This window comes from Flavobacterium sp. ST-158, assembly GCF_058309975.1.
This window is the reverse complement of sequence record NZ_JBZEEN010000005.1, coordinates 136014-153391: the sequence shown is the minus strand read 5'-3', so window position 1 is coordinate 153391 and position 17378 is coordinate 136014. Positions and strand designations below refer to the sequence as shown.

At 31.7% G+C, this 17378-nt stretch carries 18 protein-coding genes; 6 read left to right on the top strand and 12 right to left on the bottom strand.

Annotated features, from left to right (window positions below):
* Positions 1 to 93: 93 nt before the first annotated feature.
* From ligA to rpsF, 5 genes are all read right to left on the bottom strand, one after another.
* A complete protein-coding gene (ligA, locus tag AC4FRF_RS09600) occupies positions 94 to 2100 on the bottom strand; it encodes an NAD-dependent DNA ligase LigA (protein ID WP_491159280.1) in 2007 nt (668 codons plus the stop codon).
* 179 nt (positions 2101 to 2279) lie between these two features.
* Positions 2280 to 2753, bottom strand: a complete 474-nt coding sequence (locus AC4FRF_RS09595; RefSeq protein WP_491159279.1) for a DUF6495 family protein — start codon at positions 2751 to 2753, stop codon at positions 2280 to 2282.
* Positions 2754 to 2891: 138 nt separating this feature from the next.
* Entirely contained in the window at positions 2892 to 3335 is a 444-nt protein-coding gene (gene rplI / locus AC4FRF_RS09590) for a 50S ribosomal protein L9 (RefSeq protein ID WP_491159278.1), read from the bottom strand.
* Between the two features lie 62 nt (positions 3336 to 3397).
* Positions 3398 to 3694 carry a 30S ribosomal protein S18 gene (gene rpsR, locus AC4FRF_RS09585; protein WP_007138295.1) on the bottom strand — a complete coding sequence of 99 codons (297 nt, stop codon included), beginning with the start codon at positions 3692 to 3694 and terminating at the stop codon, positions 3398 to 3400.
* Positions 3695 to 3699: 5 nt separating this feature from the next.
* Complete coding sequence (rpsF, locus tag AC4FRF_RS09580) at positions 3700 to 4041, bottom strand: 30S ribosomal protein S6 (RefSeq protein WP_071185910.1); 342 nt, start codon at positions 4039 to 4041, stop codon at positions 3700 to 3702.
* 186 nt (positions 4042 to 4227) lie between these two features.
* Between rpsF and AC4FRF_RS09575 the strand changes: the two genes are divergently transcribed.
* Positions 4228 to 4923: a LytR/AlgR family response regulator transcription factor gene (locus AC4FRF_RS09575; RefSeq protein WP_491159276.1), complete on the top strand. Its 696-nt coding sequence runs from the start codon at positions 4228 to 4230 to the stop codon at positions 4921 to 4923.
* Here the strand turns inward: AC4FRF_RS09575 and priA are convergent.
* The 4 genes from priA to nadC are packed head-to-tail and all read right to left on the bottom strand — an operon-like array spanning position 4920 to position 9715.
* A complete protein-coding gene (priA, locus tag AC4FRF_RS09570) occupies positions 4920 to 7376 on the bottom strand; it encodes a replication restart helicase PriA (RefSeq protein ID WP_491159275.1) in 2457 nt (818 codons plus the stop codon). The two genes, AC4FRF_RS09575 and priA, sit on opposite strands and share 4 nt — an antisense overlap.
* A 51-nt stretch (positions 7377 to 7427) precedes the next feature.
* Entirely contained in the window at positions 7428 to 7856 is a 429-nt protein-coding gene (locus AC4FRF_RS09565) for a DUF2147 domain-containing protein (RefSeq protein ID WP_491159274.1), read from the bottom strand.
* Positions 7857 to 7895: 39 nt separating this feature from the next.
* Positions 7896 to 8834 (bottom strand): YihY/virulence factor BrkB family protein, encoded by a 939-nt coding sequence (locus tag AC4FRF_RS09560; protein WP_491159273.1) that lies wholly within the window; start codon positions 8832 to 8834, stop codon positions 7896 to 7898.
* Positions 8835 to 8854: 20 nt separating this feature from the next.
* The gene (gene nadC, locus AC4FRF_RS09555; protein ID WP_491159272.1) at positions 8855 to 9715 is read right to left on the bottom strand and encodes a carboxylating nicotinate-nucleotide diphosphorylase; all 861 of its coding nucleotides are present in this window, start codon (positions 9713 to 9715) and stop codon (positions 8855 to 8857) included.
* Between the two features lie 301 nt (positions 9716 to 10016).
* On the opposite strand from nadC, the gene AC4FRF_RS09550 reads away from it, so the two are divergent.
* The 3 genes from AC4FRF_RS09550 (at position 10017) to AC4FRF_RS09540 (ending at position 13513) form a co-directional block, all read left to right on the top strand.
* Positions 10017 to 10976, top strand: a complete 960-nt coding sequence (locus AC4FRF_RS09550; protein ID WP_491159271.1) for a cytochrome c — start codon at positions 10017 to 10019, stop codon at positions 10974 to 10976.
* A 135-nt stretch (positions 10977 to 11111) separates the two neighbouring features.
* Positions 11112 to 11573 (top strand): cupin domain-containing protein, encoded by a 462-nt coding sequence (locus AC4FRF_RS09545; protein WP_491159270.1) that lies wholly within the window; start codon positions 11112 to 11114, stop codon positions 11571 to 11573.
* 95 nt (positions 11574 to 11668) lie between these two features.
* On the top strand, positions 11669 to 13513 hold the full coding sequence (locus AC4FRF_RS09540; RefSeq protein WP_491159269.1) for a mechanosensitive ion channel family protein: 1845 nt from the start codon (positions 11669 to 11671) through the stop codon (positions 13511 to 13513).
* Positions 13514 to 13542: 29 nt separating this feature from the next.
* On the opposite strand, the gene AC4FRF_RS09535 is transcribed toward AC4FRF_RS09540, so the two are convergent.
* Entirely contained in the window at positions 13543 to 14334 is a 792-nt protein-coding gene (locus AC4FRF_RS09535; RefSeq protein WP_491159268.1) for an AraC family transcriptional regulator, read from the bottom strand.
* A gap of 100 nt (positions 14335 to 14434) precedes the next feature.
* On the opposite strand from AC4FRF_RS09535, the gene AC4FRF_RS09530 reads away from it, so the two are divergent.
* The gene (locus AC4FRF_RS09530; protein WP_491159267.1) at positions 14435 to 15646 is read left to right on the top strand and encodes an MFS transporter; all 1212 of its coding nucleotides are present in this window, start codon (positions 14435 to 14437) and stop codon (positions 15644 to 15646) included.
* Between the two features lie 119 nt (positions 15647 to 15765).
* Positions 15766 to 16239: a 23S rRNA (pseudouridine(1915)-N(3))-methyltransferase RlmH gene (rlmH, locus tag AC4FRF_RS09525; RefSeq protein WP_491159266.1), complete on the top strand. Its 474-nt coding sequence runs from the start codon at positions 15766 to 15768 to the stop codon at positions 16237 to 16239.
* 45 nt (positions 16240 to 16284) lie between these two features.
* On the opposite strand, the gene AC4FRF_RS09520 is transcribed toward rlmH, so the two are convergent.
* Positions 16285 to 16698: a DUF4304 domain-containing protein gene (locus AC4FRF_RS09520; RefSeq protein ID WP_491159265.1), complete on the bottom strand. Its 414-nt coding sequence runs from the start codon at positions 16696 to 16698 to the stop codon at positions 16285 to 16287.
* Between the two features lie 41 nt (positions 16699 to 16739).
* Positions 16740 to 17375, bottom strand: coding sequence for a hypothetical protein (locus AC4FRF_RS09515; RefSeq protein ID WP_491159264.1), 636 nt, complete (start codon positions 17373 to 17375; stop codon positions 16740 to 16742).
* Positions 17376 to 17378: the final 3 nt, after the last annotated feature.

Sequence of the window (17378 nt, the reverse complement as noted above, 5' to 3'; positions counted from 1 at the left end):
ATCTAAAAAAGTATAACGATGATTTGAAACTTTTTGTTAAATTCTTAACACTTAATTCGATAAACTTTCCACAATTTAAACTACAAAAAAATTTTAGTTAACAGTTATCATGCTCATAAATTCAGTTTCTGAAATAATTGGTATATTCAACTTATTGGCCTTCTCAAGTTTAGCAGGCCCCATATTATCTCCCGCAACTACAAAATCAGTTTTTAAAGAAATAGAACTTCCTACTTTTCCACCGTTATCCTCAATTGCATTTTTTAATTCGTCACGTGAAAACTGTGTAAAGACACCAGAAACCACAAAGATTTTACCTTGCAGCTTATTTGTAGCATTAAGATTTACTTTTTCCACTATTTCAAATTGCACACCGTAACGTTTCAAACGTTCGATGATAATATTATTCTCTACATTTTCAAAAAAATCAACCACACTTTGTGCAATGCGTTCGCCAATTTCATCTACTAAAATCAAATCCATCAATGTGGCTTTGCTTAATGCATCAATATTTTTATAATGTTTAGCTAATTTTTTAGCAACTGTTTCTCCTACATAACGAATCCCTAATGCATATAGTACACTTTCAAAAGGTATAGCCGTAGATTTCTGTACACCATTCACTAAATTCTCAGCCGATTTTTGAGCCATTCGCTCTAAAGGCAAAATCTGCTCTACCGTTAACTCATACAAATCGGCATAATTTTGAACTAAATTATTATTATAAAGTAAAGCCACAGTTTCCCCTCCTAAACCTTCAATATCCATTGCTTTACGCGAAATAAAATGCTGAATTCTACCAATAATTTGTGGTGGACAACCGTAAAAATTTGGACAATAATGATTGGCTTCGCCTTCATTGCGAACTAATTCTGTTTGACATTCCGGACAATGCGTTAGATATACTGTAGCCTGAGAATCTTCTGGACGCTTAGTCAAATCAACAGCAATAATTTTCGGAATAATCTCTCCTCCTTTTTCAACAAAAACAGTATCTCCTATCCTAATATCTAATTTCTCAATTTGATCCGCATTATGCAAAGAAGCCCTCTTAACAATGGTCCCCGCTAATTGCACCGGCTCTAAATTAGCCACAGGCGTGATTGCCCCCGTTCTTCCTACCTGATACGAAATCGAATTTAATTTAGTAGTCACCTGCTCGGCTTTGAACTTATAAGCCATTGCCCAACGTGGCGATTTGGCTGTATAACCTAATTCTTCTTGATACTGAATCTTATTTACCTTAACCACAACACCATCTGTTTCATAAGGTAAATTATGACGATGTGCATCCCAATAATCAATGAAGTCAAAAACCTCTTGTAAATTATTCGCCAATTTTACTTCTTTAGGCACTTTAAATCCCCAATTTCTTGCAGAAATCAATCCATCAAACTGAGAAGAAAAAGGTAATTTTTCACCTGTAACAAAATACAGCAAACACTCCAAAGGACGTTTAGCTACTTCAGCACTATCCTGTAATTTTAAACTTCCAGAAGCCGTATTTCTAGGATTAGAATACGGTGTTTCGCCAATTTCAATCAATTCTTGATTCATTTTTTCAAAACCTGCAAAAGGCAAAATAATCTCTCCTCTAATATCAAATTTTTCAGGATAATTTTCACCTTTCAAAAACAAAGGAATCGAACGAATTGTTTTAATATTATTGGTCACATCGTCGCCTTGAAAACCATCACCACGAGTTACTGCACGAACCAAATTACCGTTTTCATAAGTGATACTAATTGAAGCACCGTCGTATTTTAACTCACATGTATACTGCAAATCTACGTCTCCTAATACTTTTTGAATTCGAACCTCCCAATCCAATAAATCTTCTTTAGAATAAGAATTATCCAAAGAATACATTCGATGTGTATGTGCAACGGTTTGAAAATTTTTAGTAATCGTACCACCCACTCTTTGCGTTGGCGAATTAGCATCAAAATATTCCGGATGCGTATTTTCTAAATCTTGAAGCTCTTTTAACTTTATATCAAACTCATAATCAGATATCGTTGCATTATCCAGCACGTAATAATTATAGTTATGAAGATTTAACTCTTCTCTTAATTTTTGAATTGTATTTTGCACATCCATATATAAAAAAATTGGTCATTTTAGTCGCTGTAAACAGCCTACTAAAATAACCAATTTAAAAGAAATAACATTAAAAAATAAGTCTTAAAGTCAAAAGCCTTAAAGCCAAAACAAAATAACACGTTGCTTAAAAAAGCATTACATCATTTACAACATCAAGATATTTTATATTACAACTTTTATGATTCTATAATTGAATTTATCTGTTGAAACAATTGTCCATCACTTAAAAAAGCACCTTGCTGAATTAATGAAAAAAGCGAACTATTTCTCTCTTCAGTAAACACCTTTTTCCCTACCTTCATTTCAATAGTATCGGTAAACATATTATCACTCAACCATTGCAAACCATCCTTCGTTAAAAAATCAACTTCAGGAACTAATGATTTTAAAACAATCGATTTTACTTCAGTTTCAAAAGCCTGAAAAAGGAAAATATGATTTTTAGAAAAATGCTCTAAATATTCTGCTTTAGACAAAACACCTTCCCAAATCAAATCAGAAAAAACATCTAGTTCCTGCTCAGCAACTTCCGGTTTTTCTACTTTAATCTTATCCCATTCTGCTTTATCAATAGACTGAGTGGCTAAAAAATTAGTAAATTCTGGATGCAATTCTTCAAACTGCTCTTTTGTTAATCGGGAATATTTCATATCATTACAAGGAACGAAGCAATACCGTTCCAAATTATTAAAAATTAAAAAAAAGATGAGATTGCTTCGTTCCTCGCAATGCCATCAAACAAAAAAATCCCGATTCGCATCGGGATTTTAAATATAACTATTTTGAAATTATGCTTTTTCAGCAACAATTTCGTATGGTAAATCAATGATAACATCTCTGTGTAATCTTACAGTAGCTGAATATTTTCCAGTACGTTTAACAATTCCACTAGTGATAAATTTTCTATCAATAGATTGACCTGCATTTTCTAAAGCCGCAACGATGTCAATATTTGTGATTGAACCAAATAATTTTTCACCACCTGCTTTTGCAGAAATTTTAATTTCAAGAGCTTTTAAAGTTTCAGCTAATGCTTTAGCGTCAGCAACTATTTTAGCTTCTTTGTGCGCTCTTTGTTTTAGGTTCTCAGCCAATACTTTCTTTGCAGAAGCAGTAGCTAATTGAGCAAATCCTTGAGGGATTAAATAATTACGACCGTATCCGTTTTTTACAGTTACTACATCGTCTTTAAATCCTAAATTTTGAACGTCTTGTTTTAAAATCAATTCCATGTTGTTGTCCTTTGTTATAGAAGTTAGCCCGCCGTGGCGAGGCAACAACTGTTGTTTTTATATTATTTTAATAAATCAGCCACATATGGCATTAAAGCTAAGTGACGCGCTCTTTTTACAGCTACAGACACTTTTCTTTGGTATTTTAATGAAGTTCCTGTTAAACGACGCGGAAGAATTTTCCCTTGCTCGTTAACGAATTTCAATAAGAAATCAGCATCTTTATAATCGATGTATTTGATTCCAGATTTTTTGAAACGACAGTATTTTTTAGTCTTGTTAGTTTCTATGTTTAAAGGAGTAAGATATCTGATATCTCCGTCTTTTTTTCCTGAAGCAGATTGTTGTAATGTTGCCATGATATTTAAGCTTTTTGAGATTTAAGTTTTGCTCTTCTTCTTTCAGCCCAAGAGATAGCATGTTTGTCAAGACTTACAGTTAAGAAACGCATAACTCTTTCGTCACGTCTAAATTCAGTTTCAAATGCCAAAAGAACTTCTCCTGATACTTTGAATTCAAACAAATGGTAAAAACCAGATTTTTTGTTTTGGATTTCGTAAGCCATTTTTTTCAGACCCCAATCCTCTTTAGCTACCATTTCTGCCCCTCTACTAGTAAGAAAATCTTCAAATTTGCTTACTGTTTCCTTTACCTGAACATCAGATAAAACGGGATTTAAAATGAAAACAGTTTCATAATGATTCATAAAAATTAATTTAAATGTTAAATTGGCTGCAAAAGTAATTATTTATTTCTAAAAACCAAACCTTAATTTATTTTTTATCGATGTAATGCACTTTTCTTCGGTGTAATGCAAAAAAAACCGATTAAAATTAGTTATTTTAAAAAAATGTAGTTATTTTTACACAACCAAATCTTAAATTCAACATTTATGAAACTTAATTGTGTCGTAGTAGATGATAGTTCGATACAACGAATGATCATCGCAAAGTTAGTCAATAATCATCCTAATTTACATTTAGTGGGTGATTTTTCAAATGCAATTGAAGCAAAAAGTTGCATGTCTGTACATACTGTAGACTTAATATTTCTTGATATAGAAATGCCTGTAATTAGTGGTTTTGATTTTTTAGATGGACTAAAAACCAAACCACAAATTATTTTCATTACTTCTAAAGCAGAGTATGCTCTAAAAGCCTTTGATTATGATGCCACTGATTATCTACAAAAACCTATAGCTGTAGATCGTTTTAGTGCATCTGTAAAAAGAGCAATTGATTTGCATTTATTAAGACAAGACACTAAAGAAGAAGAAGGAGAACATATCTTCATTAAAAGTAATTTGAAAAAATTAAAAATCTACACTTCAAGAATCAAATGGATTGAAGCTTTTGGAGACTACGTAAGAGTAGTTACCGAAGACGACAGCAACTTGGTTCTTTCTACTATGAAATCTTTTGAAAATGATTTATCGAAAAAGAAATTTGTACGTGTTCATAAGTCCTACATTATAAACATAGACAAAGTAGAACGATTCAATAGTAAATTTGCTGAAATAGGGAATACAAAAATTCCTTTGAGTAGAAACAAAAAAGAAGACTTAATTAAAGCGTTATCTGTTGCTTAATAAAAGTCAACATTTATAGCTACTTTTATAGCTCTATATTGTACCACATTATCAAAACTATTCAATATTTTTTGAATAGTTTTTTTTGTGCTTACAATGGACACATTATGCGGGATTTTAATCATAATGGTTCTAATGTATTCATTTCTAATTCTATTAATAGCCGGTTCTTCAGGACCCAAAACAGGAATTCCCACCAAATGTTGTGATAAAACTTGATACAACCACAATGAACCTTCTTTTAATTTTTCAAACTCTCGGTGTTTTAAACTCAATTTGACAATCCTAAAATAAGGTGGGTATTTGTAAATTTGGCGATCATACAGCTGTTCTTTATACATAGCCATATAATCATTATTAGTTACTTGTTGTATGGTATTATGTTCTGGATTATAGGTCTGAATGACTACTTTTCCTTGTTTTTCGGATCTTCCTGCTCGTCCTGCAACCTGAGTCATGGTTTGATAACTTCTTTCAAAAGCTCTAAAATCTGGATGATACAACATATTGTCAGCATTCATAATACCCACCAAACTTACGTTATCAAAATCTAATCCTTTAGCAAGCATTTGCGTACCTACCATAATATCTATTTCCCGATTTTTGAAACTATCAATGATTTTTTCGAATCCAAATTTACCTCGAGTCGTATCTTGATCCATTCTTCCTATTTTCCGTTCTGGAAAAAGCTGAATTAATTCTTGTTGAATTTGCTCCGTCCCAAAACCTTTAGTAGTTAAATCAATACTTGAACAACTATAACAACGACTAGGTTTAGCAATAGAATAACCACAATAGTGACAGCGCAACTGATTTTTATGTTTGTGATAGGTTAAACTAACATCACATTGCTGACATTGCGGTACGTGTCCGCAAGTCATACATTCTAATAAAGGAGAATAGCCTCTCCTATTTTGAAACAAAATAACCTGTTCCCCTAAAGACAATGCAGCAGTAATTTCTTCTATTAAAACATCACTAAAATGTCCTGTCATTCTTTTACGGAAGTATTTATCCTTTAAATCGACCAATACAATTTCGGGCATCATGACATTTCCGTAACGCGCTTTGATTTCTACTAAACCATATTTATCAACAGATGTATTATAATAGGATTCTAAACTTGGCGTAGCCGAACCCAACAGAACTTTAGCTTTAAAAAAACTTGCTAAAACCACCGAAGCATCACGGGCGTGATACCTAGGTGCAGGATCTACTTGTTTAAAAGTCTGTTCGTGTTCTTCATCAACGATTATAAATCCTAAATCAAAAAAAGGCAAAAACAAAGCCGAGCGCGCTCCAATAACAATTTGCGCTTTTTCGGAATTTTGCAACACCTGATTCCAAACTTCCACTCGCTCATTATTATTATATTTGGAATGAAAAACAGCCACTTTGTTTCCAAAATGCGCTTGCAATCGGGTTACTAACTGTGTGGTCAACGCAATTTCTGGCAATAAATACAAAATCTGTTTACCCTCAAACAGATAATCTTCAATCAGCTTAATATAAATCTCTGTTTTTCCGCTCGAAGTTACTCCGTGCAACAAACACACTTCTTTTTCCTGGAAATTTGTTTTTATTTCTTCAAATGCTTTTTGCTGTGCCAAACTTAATTGCAACAAACCATCATTAGATTCTCCCGTAAAATTTACTCGATCTACTTGAATCAAATAATCTTCAAAAATTTCTTTATCAATTAAAGCTTTTACAACAGCAGAAGTTGAACCAGAAGCCTCTACCAATTGCTTTACCGAAATTGGCTTTTTCTTCTCTTTGGCACTCAACTGAAAATAAGTGAGCACAATTTCTTTTTGTTTGTTGGCATTTTTTAAAACATCCAATAACTCACTTAATCCATCATTGGATTCATATTTAGGATGCAAACGAATGTATCGAACCAATTTGGGCTTGTAACTTTCCTGCATTTCATCCTGCAATACCACAGCATTTTTATCTATTAGTTTTTGAATAATGGGAAAAACATTCTTTTTATTCAAAATCCCAATAACATCTTGGACTTTTAAAGAAGATTGCTGCTGCAAGGCTTGATAAATCAAAAATTCATCGTCTGAAAGTAAACTTTCATCAACAAATCCTCCTGCTTTTTGGGTAATTATAGTTTCGTTTTCTAACAACAAAGCACTTGGCATCGCACCACGATACACATCGCCAATGGCACACATATAATAAGAAGCAATCCATTGCCAATGTTTGATTTGATTTTCGGTAACAATTGGTTTTTCATCTAAAATCTGATGAATTTCTTTAGCTTCGTATAAGGTAGGTTTGTTTTGATGCAAATCTATAGCTAAAGCCGTGTAAATTTTACTTTTCCCAAAAGGCACAGCTATACGCATTCCTTTTTGAATATAATTATATTCAGCTTCAGAAACACTATAAGTAAAGGTTTTAGCAAGCGCCAACGGTAAAATTACTTCAACAAAATACATGATAAACAAACGATAAGGTTAAACGGCAATTTAGAAGAAAATTTAAAATCATTACTTAACTCTTTGCCAATATTGTGTTCGGCCGAATAATGAAATTCCAATATAACCACGAACTTTTAATTTATCTTTTCCTTCAAGGGTGATAAAACACTGGTATAATTTTCCGTTTTTAGGATCTAATATTTTACCGGAATTGTATTCTTTTCCATCTCTAGTTAATCCCTTTATAACAACTAATCCTAGAATAGGCTTATTCGTGTCGTCACCTGAACATGCTTTACAAAAATCGTTTTTATGTACAACATCCAAAATCTCTATTACTTTTCCATAAATCTTCCCTGATTTTTCATAAATCTCAACAATAGATTTAGCTTCGCCTGTTTCATCATCAATTGTTTTCCAATTTCCCAAAATACTTTTGTTTTGAGAATAGAAAACACAACTAATAAATAACACTAAAACAGTTATATACTTTTTCATAATTTATTTTAAACTAAAAATAACAGCAAAACCAATCGATTATTTGGTTAAACCAATATTTTCTTTTCTCTTTTTTAATTTATTAATCACCTCGTTGAGTTCAAAACCAAGTAACAAAATCATACAGTTAATCCAGATGTAGAACATAACAATCAACAAAGTACCAATAGAACCATAAAGTTCATTGTATTTAGAAAATCGGATAACCCAAACTCCAAAAAAATAAGACGTAATAATAGTTAAAATGGTTGTAAACACAGAACCTATAGAAATGAAAGAGCGGTTTTCCTGATTTTTAGTTCCAAATTTAAACAGTACCGATGTGGTAATTAAAATCATTAATATTAGAAATGCATAACGTCCCATAACCATCAACGGAATCTTTTCGCTTAAAAAATCTCTTGCATTAAGTTTTTGAATAAAAACCTCAAAAACAACAATTATTGCCACCGTAAGAATCAGTAAAAAAGCTAAAAACAAAGACATACCAACAGCCACAAAATACTGATGAAAAAAACCTCTTTTGACTAAGACATGTTTGGAATTTTCAAATCCTCCTAAAATTGCATTCAATCCATTGGCCATCAAAAAAACGGACAATAAAAATCCTGAAGAAACTAAACTGGAATGACTGTTATGCAGAATATCATTTATAATGTTTTTGATTGCATAAAAAGTATTTGGCGGAACACCATCGGCTACAAATTTTAAAAAATCATCCTGAAAACCATCTATTGGAATAAAAGGAATAAGATTCAAAATAAACAGTGCAAATGGAAACAAAGCCATAAAAAAACTAAAAGCAATAGCACCAGCACGGTTTGACAAAGCACCTTCCGTTAATCCTATAACATATAGTTCTAATAAATCATACAAAGATAATCCGCTAAGCCAATTCAATTTTACTTTTTTTGACCAATTGACAAAATTGCGTAATAAAGGTATTTTCTTAAGTCTTTCTTCTATTTCTACTGACATTAATTATCTTTTTTAAGCAATTATTCGATTGCTTTTAAACTCAAATCCATATTATAAATAGAATGCGTCAAAGCTCCCGAAGAGATGTAATTCACGCCACATTCTGCATAAAGTCGGATAGTATCTTCGTTAATATTTCCTGATGATTCAGTCAACGAAGCATCTCCAATAAAAGCAACAGCTTCTCGAGTCATATCATAATCAAAATTATCTAATAGAATACGGTAAACACCTCCAGCTGCAACAATCTGTTTTACTTCATCCAAATCTCTAGCTTCAACAATAATTTTTAAATCGCGACTGGTTTCTTTCAAATAAGCTTTGGTTTTAGCTATCGCCAATGCAATTCCACCAGCAAAATCAATGTGATTGTCTTTTAACATCACCATATCATACAATGCAAAACGGTGGTTCTCTCCTCCTCCAATCTTTACAGCCCATTTCTCAGCCACACGGAAACCTGGTGTTGTTTTACGCGTATCTAAAATTTTAGTATTGGTTCCTGCTAATAATTGTACATAACTATTGGTTTTTGTAGCAATGGCCGACATGCGTTGCATAGAATTCAAAACCATTCTTTCTGCTTTCAAAATAGATTGCGAACTTCCTGAAACATGAAAAACCACATCTCCAAATTTTACCGGAGTTCCATCTTCGATAAAAGTATCAATTTCCAAATTAGCATCCACATATTTAAAAATCATTTTAGCAAATTCGACTCCCGCTATTATCCCATTATCTTTTACTAAAAGTTTGGCTTTCCCTTGTGCTGATGCAGGAATACAAGCTAAAGAGCTATGATCTCCATCCCCTACATCTTCTCTAATGGCGTTTGCAATTAATAATTCTAACTCGTTTTGAAATTGTGCTTCGCTAATCATTTTTACTACAAATTTATATCTTGCTAAAGTAGGACATATTTTGTGGAATAGAAAATTTGTTTCTACAATATGGATTTATAATACAATCTGTTCTTTTCTTTCAAAAAGCTTCAAAAAATAGCAAAACATATTCTCGTATTTATAAAATAAACAACTACTTTTTTATATCAAATAATCAAACCTGCAATAAAACAGTTACAATGCTAATAATGAATTAATTGCATAAATAATTATATGATAAATATTTGTTAATTTTACAGTAAACACTTCACAAATAACTTCTAACTTAATAATCCATACTATGAAAAAAGCTTTAAAGATTATTGGAATTATTGCTTTATTACTAATTGCTATCCTACTAATAGGTTTTGTTTACATCAATGCAAATGGTATTCCTGAATACAAAACAATACCATTGGATTACAGCGCAAAAAGTGATTCTATTTCAATTGAAAGAGGAAAAAAATTAACCACACTACTTTGTGCTAATTGCCATAAAAATAACGAAACCGGAAAACTCACAGGCACATTAATGAAAGAAGCTCCTTCTGAATTTGGTGAGATTTACTCTCAAAACATCACCCAAGACAAAACCTATGGAATAGGAAACTGGACCGATGCCGAAATTTTGTATTTATTAAGAACAGGGGTCAAAAAAAATGGTCAATATGCTCCGCCTTATATGGCCAAACTACCAACAATGGCTGATGAAGATATAAATGCCATTATTTCTTTTTTAAGATCCGATGATCCAATGGTAACGGCAGATGCAACACCAGACACTCCTTCAAAACCTTCTTTTTTAACCAAACTGCTTTGCCACGTTGCTTGGAAACCCTTTCCAATGCCTACAGAAAAAATAATCTTACCAGATTCTACTCAAACTATCGCATTAGGAAAATATCTAGCAAATAACCTAGAATGTTTTTCTTGTCATTCAGCAGATTTTAAAACCAATAATTTTCTAAAACCTGAATTAAGCAAAGGATATTTTGCTGGAGGAAACAGCCCTTTAGATGCTGAAGGAAGAGTCAAAAAAACACCTAATCTAACACCTGACAAAGAAACAGGAATTGGCAACTGGACAAAAGAACAATTTATTAAAGCAGTACGCTTTGGAATAGTTGATGGTCAAAATGCGCTGACTTATCCAATGATTCCTTTCACTCAATTAACCGATTCTGAAGTAGCTGCAATCTATGAATATTTAAAAACAATTCCTCCTATCAAAAACAAAGTAGAAAGATCTATTTATGAATAAAATGATTTATTTCAATTAATTAAAAAACTAAGTTTTTGAACTATACAAAAGCTTAGTTGCTTTTGTATAAATTTTCAAAAAAGTCAATTACAACAAGGATTTATGTATTATATTTGATACAAAGAATCCTATATAATGTCCGAAACGATAAGCCAAAAAGAACATACAGAACTTATTGAGTTAGTATCTCAATACATTGACTTAAGTGTCACTCCTTTCAGCAAACCTGAAAGAACTGTAGTGAGAGTAGACAAACGTAATCCTATGTACGGAGGAAAAGGCATTGTGTATTTATTACAAATGTTTAACGAAGATGAATTAACCAATAACCGCATTGGTGCTTATATGGTTTTTAAAAACAAAGGAGATGAAGCAGGATTTCATACCCATGGAACACGACATGAAGAAGAACTTTATATTGTTATGCATGGCGAAGGCGAATACACTGAAATGACGAAAAAAGAAGGTATTGTCAGAAAAAAAACACTTAAAAAAGGAAGTATTACCGCAATGAGTGCCGAAGGATTTCATTCTCTTATCAATACCACCGACGAAATTTTGATTGTTTTTGTTATTACGACCAATAATCCCAAATAAACCAAAAACTATAGTTTATGCCAATAAAGCTGTATCCTACTATATTTGAAAAATCAACTTTAAGATTTTTATTAAAAAATTGTTTTTCAATTTTTATGTTTTTCACCTTATTCTTTTCTATTGTGGCTCATGCCCAAAAAGATACTATCAATAAAAAAACAGATTCTATAAATGCTATAATCATTCAAGATTTCAACAAAAAACTAAATTTAATTGAAGCCCAACGCATTAGTGATTCTTTAAAGAAAATAGCCTTAGAAGATGAATTAAAATCTTTAAAAACAACAGACAATCTTAAAAAAGCAGCTTTACAAAAGCAATTATTGGCACTTCGCGAACAAGATTCCATAAGAATTGCTGAGAAAAAAGCACAAATCAACTCCTTACGAAAAACAGTAAAAGGCCATGTTGTAAACGGATTTTTTAATGATACTTTATTCATCATTTACAATAAACTGGGGAGCTTTTCGGCCAAAGATCGAGCCAATGCTATCCGTGAAAGAATCATCTCTCTGGCTGAAGAATTTGGTTTTAATTCTAAATCGATCAAAATAGTCGAAGCCGAAACTACCTTAGACATCGTAAAAGGAGAAAACATTATTATGAGTGTTTCAGAAAACGATGCCATCTGGAATAACACTACAAAATCGGCTTTAGCACAGCAATACAAAATGATTATCACTAATGCTATTTTAAAATACAAACAAGAAACCAGTTTAAGTACTTTAGCAAAAGAAATTGGGCTCGCTTTATTGGTTATTTTTATTATTTTTTTCTTAATCAAATACATCAAAAAATTATTTCTGTGGTTAGCAACCAAAATCAAAAAAGAAGAAAATAATCGAATCAAAGGAATAAAAATTAGAAACTTTACGCTATTTGATGCGCACCAACAAGTTAATGCTTTACTCAATGTCAACACTTTTCTAAAATGGGTATTTATTGCTCTAATCGTTTATATAGCCCTTCCAATTTTATTTGGAATTTTCCCTTGGACTAAGGATTTTGCAGGAATTCTTTTTGGATACATCCTAACACCATTAAAAAAAATAGGCCTTGGTTTTTGGAATTACTTGCCTAATTTAATCACCATTTTAGTGATCATTTTTGTCTTTCGATACGTACTTAAAGGAATTCACTTTTTAAAAACGGAAATTCAAAAAGGTAATTTGGAAATCCCCGGTTTTTATGCAGATTGGGCAAACCCAACCTATCAAATCATTAGAATTATTGTATTGGCTTTTATGATTGTGGTTATTTTTCCATACCTTCCTGGAAGCAATTCTCCTGTTTTTCAAGGCGTTTCTGTCTTTTTAGGATTCTTATTCACTTTTGGTTCTGCTGGATCACTTTCAAATATTGTTGCTGGTTTGATTCTTACCTATATGCGTTTGTTCAAAATTGGTGACCGTGTTAAAATTGGTGAAGTAACAGGCGATATTATCGAAAAATCATTATTGGTTACCCGAATCAGAACCATTAAAAATGAAATTATTTCGATTCCAAATTCCACCGTAATGAATAGTCACACCATCAATTACAGCAGCGATGCACCAGAAAAAGGTTTAATTATTCACTCAACGGTAACAATTGGCTATGATGTGCCTTGGAAAAAAATGCACGAAACCTTAATTGAAGCTGCAACAAGAACCGAATTAATTTTGCCAGAGCCAAAACCTTTTGTATTACAAACCAGTTTGGATGATTTTTATGTTTCGTATGAAATCAATGCTTATGTAAAAGAAGCTAACAAACAAGCTGTTATCTATTCTAATTTACACCAAAACATTCAAGATGTTTGTAACGAAAATGGTATCGAAATCATGTCGCCACATTATCGTGCTGCTCGCGATGGAAGTCAAACTACGATTCCCGAAAATTATTTAGACAAAGATTACAAAGCACCTCCTTTTAATTTCAAAATAAATAAAGAGGACTAATTATAAAAAATAAAATCCTCGGAAGTGTATTAATCACTTTCGAGGATATAATTAGAAGGTGTTTTACCTAAATGTTTTTTAAACATAAAAATGAATGCGCTTGTGGTTTCATAACCTAAATCAAAGGCAATTTCTTTTACCGATTGTTTTTCCCCCAATCTTTTTATAGCTTCCAGTAATTTTAATCGAATACGCCAATCACTAAAATTCATTCCTAATTCTTTGATGAATAATCTGGATAAAGTTCGGCTACTCATACAAGAAATCTCAGCATAATAATCTATCGTATATTTACTGGCCACATCATTTAGCAAAAGCTGCACTACTTTACTCAATACCGAATGATTGCTTGTGGGCAAAAAAGTAGCACTGGGTTGAATTAAAGCCAATTCGTCCAAAAAAACATCCATAATTCTTCGTTGTGAGGCACTAATTACATCACTACTTTCAAATGAAATGATTTTAAACAATAATTGTTTTAAAAAAACCGAAATATCAAATGAAAATGTAGTTGAGGGAAGTTCCGCAGTAAATGATGGATCTATAAAAACGCTATATAAATTGACGTCTTTTTGAAAAGAAACCTGATGTTCTATTTCTCCTGGAATCCACAATCCCTGTAACGGATTTACGACCCAAATTTGATTCTCAACAACAACATTCATCACACCATTGGTTGCATAAATCAATTGTGCTCTAGGATGCGCATGCGAAACACAAACTGCATTGGTTACTTTTTCGGTATAACCAACAACGGGTAAATCGGGATTAATTTGAAATCCGTAATCCACAAGACGATATGTCTGATAATCGTTATTCATTGTCCAAATATAGTGATTAAGACATTATTTTTTATTAGCAACTTTGTATAAAATAATTCAGCTACTATTATAAAAGAATATTATAATTAAAAAACAACTCATGGAAAACGTTAAAACACATCCAGAAATAGTCCAAAAAACCATCTATACGATACTTTTTACTATTAGTTTTTCTCACTTTATTAATGATTTATTACAAGCCGTAATCCCATCTGTATATCCTTTATTCAAAGAAAAATTCAATCTTAACTTTGCTCAAATTGGATTGATAACTTTGACCTATCAGCTTACCGCATCCATTTTACAACCCTTTGTAGGCATGTATACAGATAAAAATTCTAAACCCTATTCGTTAATGATAGGGATGAGTTTTACTTTATTAGGCTTGTTCTTTGTTTCTATAGCTCCTAGTTTTTACTTTCTCTTAGTTGCTGTTGCTTTAATTGGAATTGGCTCTTCTATTTTTCATCCTGAATCTTCCAGAGTAGCACATTTAGCTTCGGGTGGCAAAAAAGGATTAGCACAATCTATTTTCCAATTGGGAGGAAATGCAGGAAGTGCTATTGGCCCCTTATTGGCTGCTCTAATTGTAATTCCTTTTGGACAATCTTATATCATTTGGTTTTGTCTTATTGCTTTAATAGGAATTTCAGTTTTGTACAAAATAGCCATCTGGTACAGTGGGCAACTGACTTTGAAACAGCAAAATAAAATAGCTCCCGAAAAAATAACAACACAACATTTATCTAAAAACAGAATTACATTCTCTTTAATCATTTTACTTATTCTAATATTCTCAAAATATTTTTATTTAACGAGCATTACCAGTTATTACACCTTTTTCTTAATCGACAAATTCCATGTTTCCATACAGGAATCACAAATTTATTTATTTGCCTTTTTAGGTGCGGTTGCAGCAGGAACTTTAATTGGTGGACCATTAGGTGATAAATTTGGAAGAAAATATGTGATATGGATTTCTATTTTAGGCGCTGCTCCTTTCACCCTTTTATTGCCACATGTTTCTTTATTTTGGGTTGGAATTATATCTGTACTTATTGGATTAATCATCTCCTCTGCTTTCTCGGCCATTCTGGTTTATGCCACCGAATTATTACCAGGAAAGGTTGGCTTAGTAGCTGGTTTATTCTTTGGATTTGCTTTTGGAATGGGAGGTTTAGGCTCAGCTGTATTAGGAAAACTAGCCGATGAAACCAGTATAACTTATGTGTTTAATGTTTGTGCATTTCTTCCTTTATTAGGTGTTTTCACAGGATTTTTACCTAACATCGAAAATAAAAAGACCGTTTAGTTCTTTACCACAAATTCGCATTTTTGTAGTATTCAAACAATATTATAATTGCGAATTTGTGGTTTTTCTAAAAAACCAAAACTTGTTCGTTATCTTTGTCGCTTCGAAAATCATACAAAATGAATATCAAACTTCTCGCTATAGGTAAAACTGATAATATAGCATTGCAAAGCTTAATTGATGATTACACCAAACGTTTGTCTTTTTATATCAAATTTGATTTGGAAATTATTCCTGACATCAAGAATGTAAAAAACTTATCGGAAAACCAACAAAAAGAAAAAGAAGGCGAATTGATTCTGTCAAAAATTGGTCCCTCTGACCAATTGATTTTATTGGATGAGAATGGAAAAAACTTTTCCAGCGTGGGATTTTCAGAAGAATTACAAAAGAAAATGAATTCAGGAATTAAAACTCTGGTTTTTGTTATTGGTGGGCCTTATGGTTTTTCGGAAACAGTTTATGCTAAAGCACAAGGAAAAATTTCACTTTCTAAAATGACTTTTTCGCACCAAATGGTTCGTTTATTTTTTATTGAACAATTGTACCGTGGTTTTACCATTTTAAGAAACGAACCTTATCACCATCAGTAAAACCAGTAATTGGCGCAAATAGTGGTTATTTGCCTTACTTGTTATTTATAAATTCAAATGTTCTTTTACTTTTAAAAAAATATGATTTGTATTTTTCAAAGATTTTATATGATTAATTAAATCAGTTTCTGAGTTTATTGAATTTAAAATTGGTATTAAATTTTCTTGAATTTCTGTTTCAATAATTTTCTGTCGATTTACAAAACATATATTATTCTCCAAATCGAAGCCTTCAGATTGATTGAGTCTAGTGCTTACATGCATTAATACTCCGTTAAAATTCAAGTTTTGCAAATTGTACCCAAAGTTTACATAATAAAGATTACTGAAATTTGATTTTTGAAGATGAACAACTTTCTCTATTTCAGGTGTCTGAAATTTCCAAAAATTACCTTTTCTTTTAAAACCTTGCTCTTTTAAATATACATTAAAAATATTTTTAAATTCTTCATTTGTCATATCTTAAATATTTATTTTAACATGGCATATAACACCAAACTCTAATTAACAAACTCATAAGGAGCAATAGGATTTACATTATACAAATCAAATTTTCGCAACAAGATTTTATTTTCAATGTATTCTCCGTAGGACATATTCTTATCAAACTGAACTACAATTCGAGGTTTCAAAATAAACTGAATACTAAAAAACTCCTGTAACAAATCGGCTTTTTTTACATGTTTCCCATTTAAAGAAACCAGATCACTGCTTTTTTTAAAATAAATAACAAAGTCATTATTTTTAGGTTTCCCCATTGTATAATTCACTTTTGTAAAAGGTAAAAAAGCCAAATTTTCTTTTACCGTATCTGCATAAGCATAGAAATTCTCGGCTTTCTCATTTTTGTGTGCTTTTTCTTGACGCTTTTTTTCTTGCAGTTGCATCACTTCGGGAATCACTAATTTTAAAGGTAATCTCCTATCAATATTAAAAATCCAATTGGTCGTAATAATACTATTTTTTCGATTGACTTCTGCCAAAGTATCTTTTTCACTTACTCTGAAAAAAATATAAATGGGCGAATGATCCTGAACATCACTAACCACTGTAGTATCTGATTTTGGCAATAATATATCTTCTTTATTTCCACAAGAAAGAAACAACAACCCAAGAATAAGACTTAAATATTTCATTAT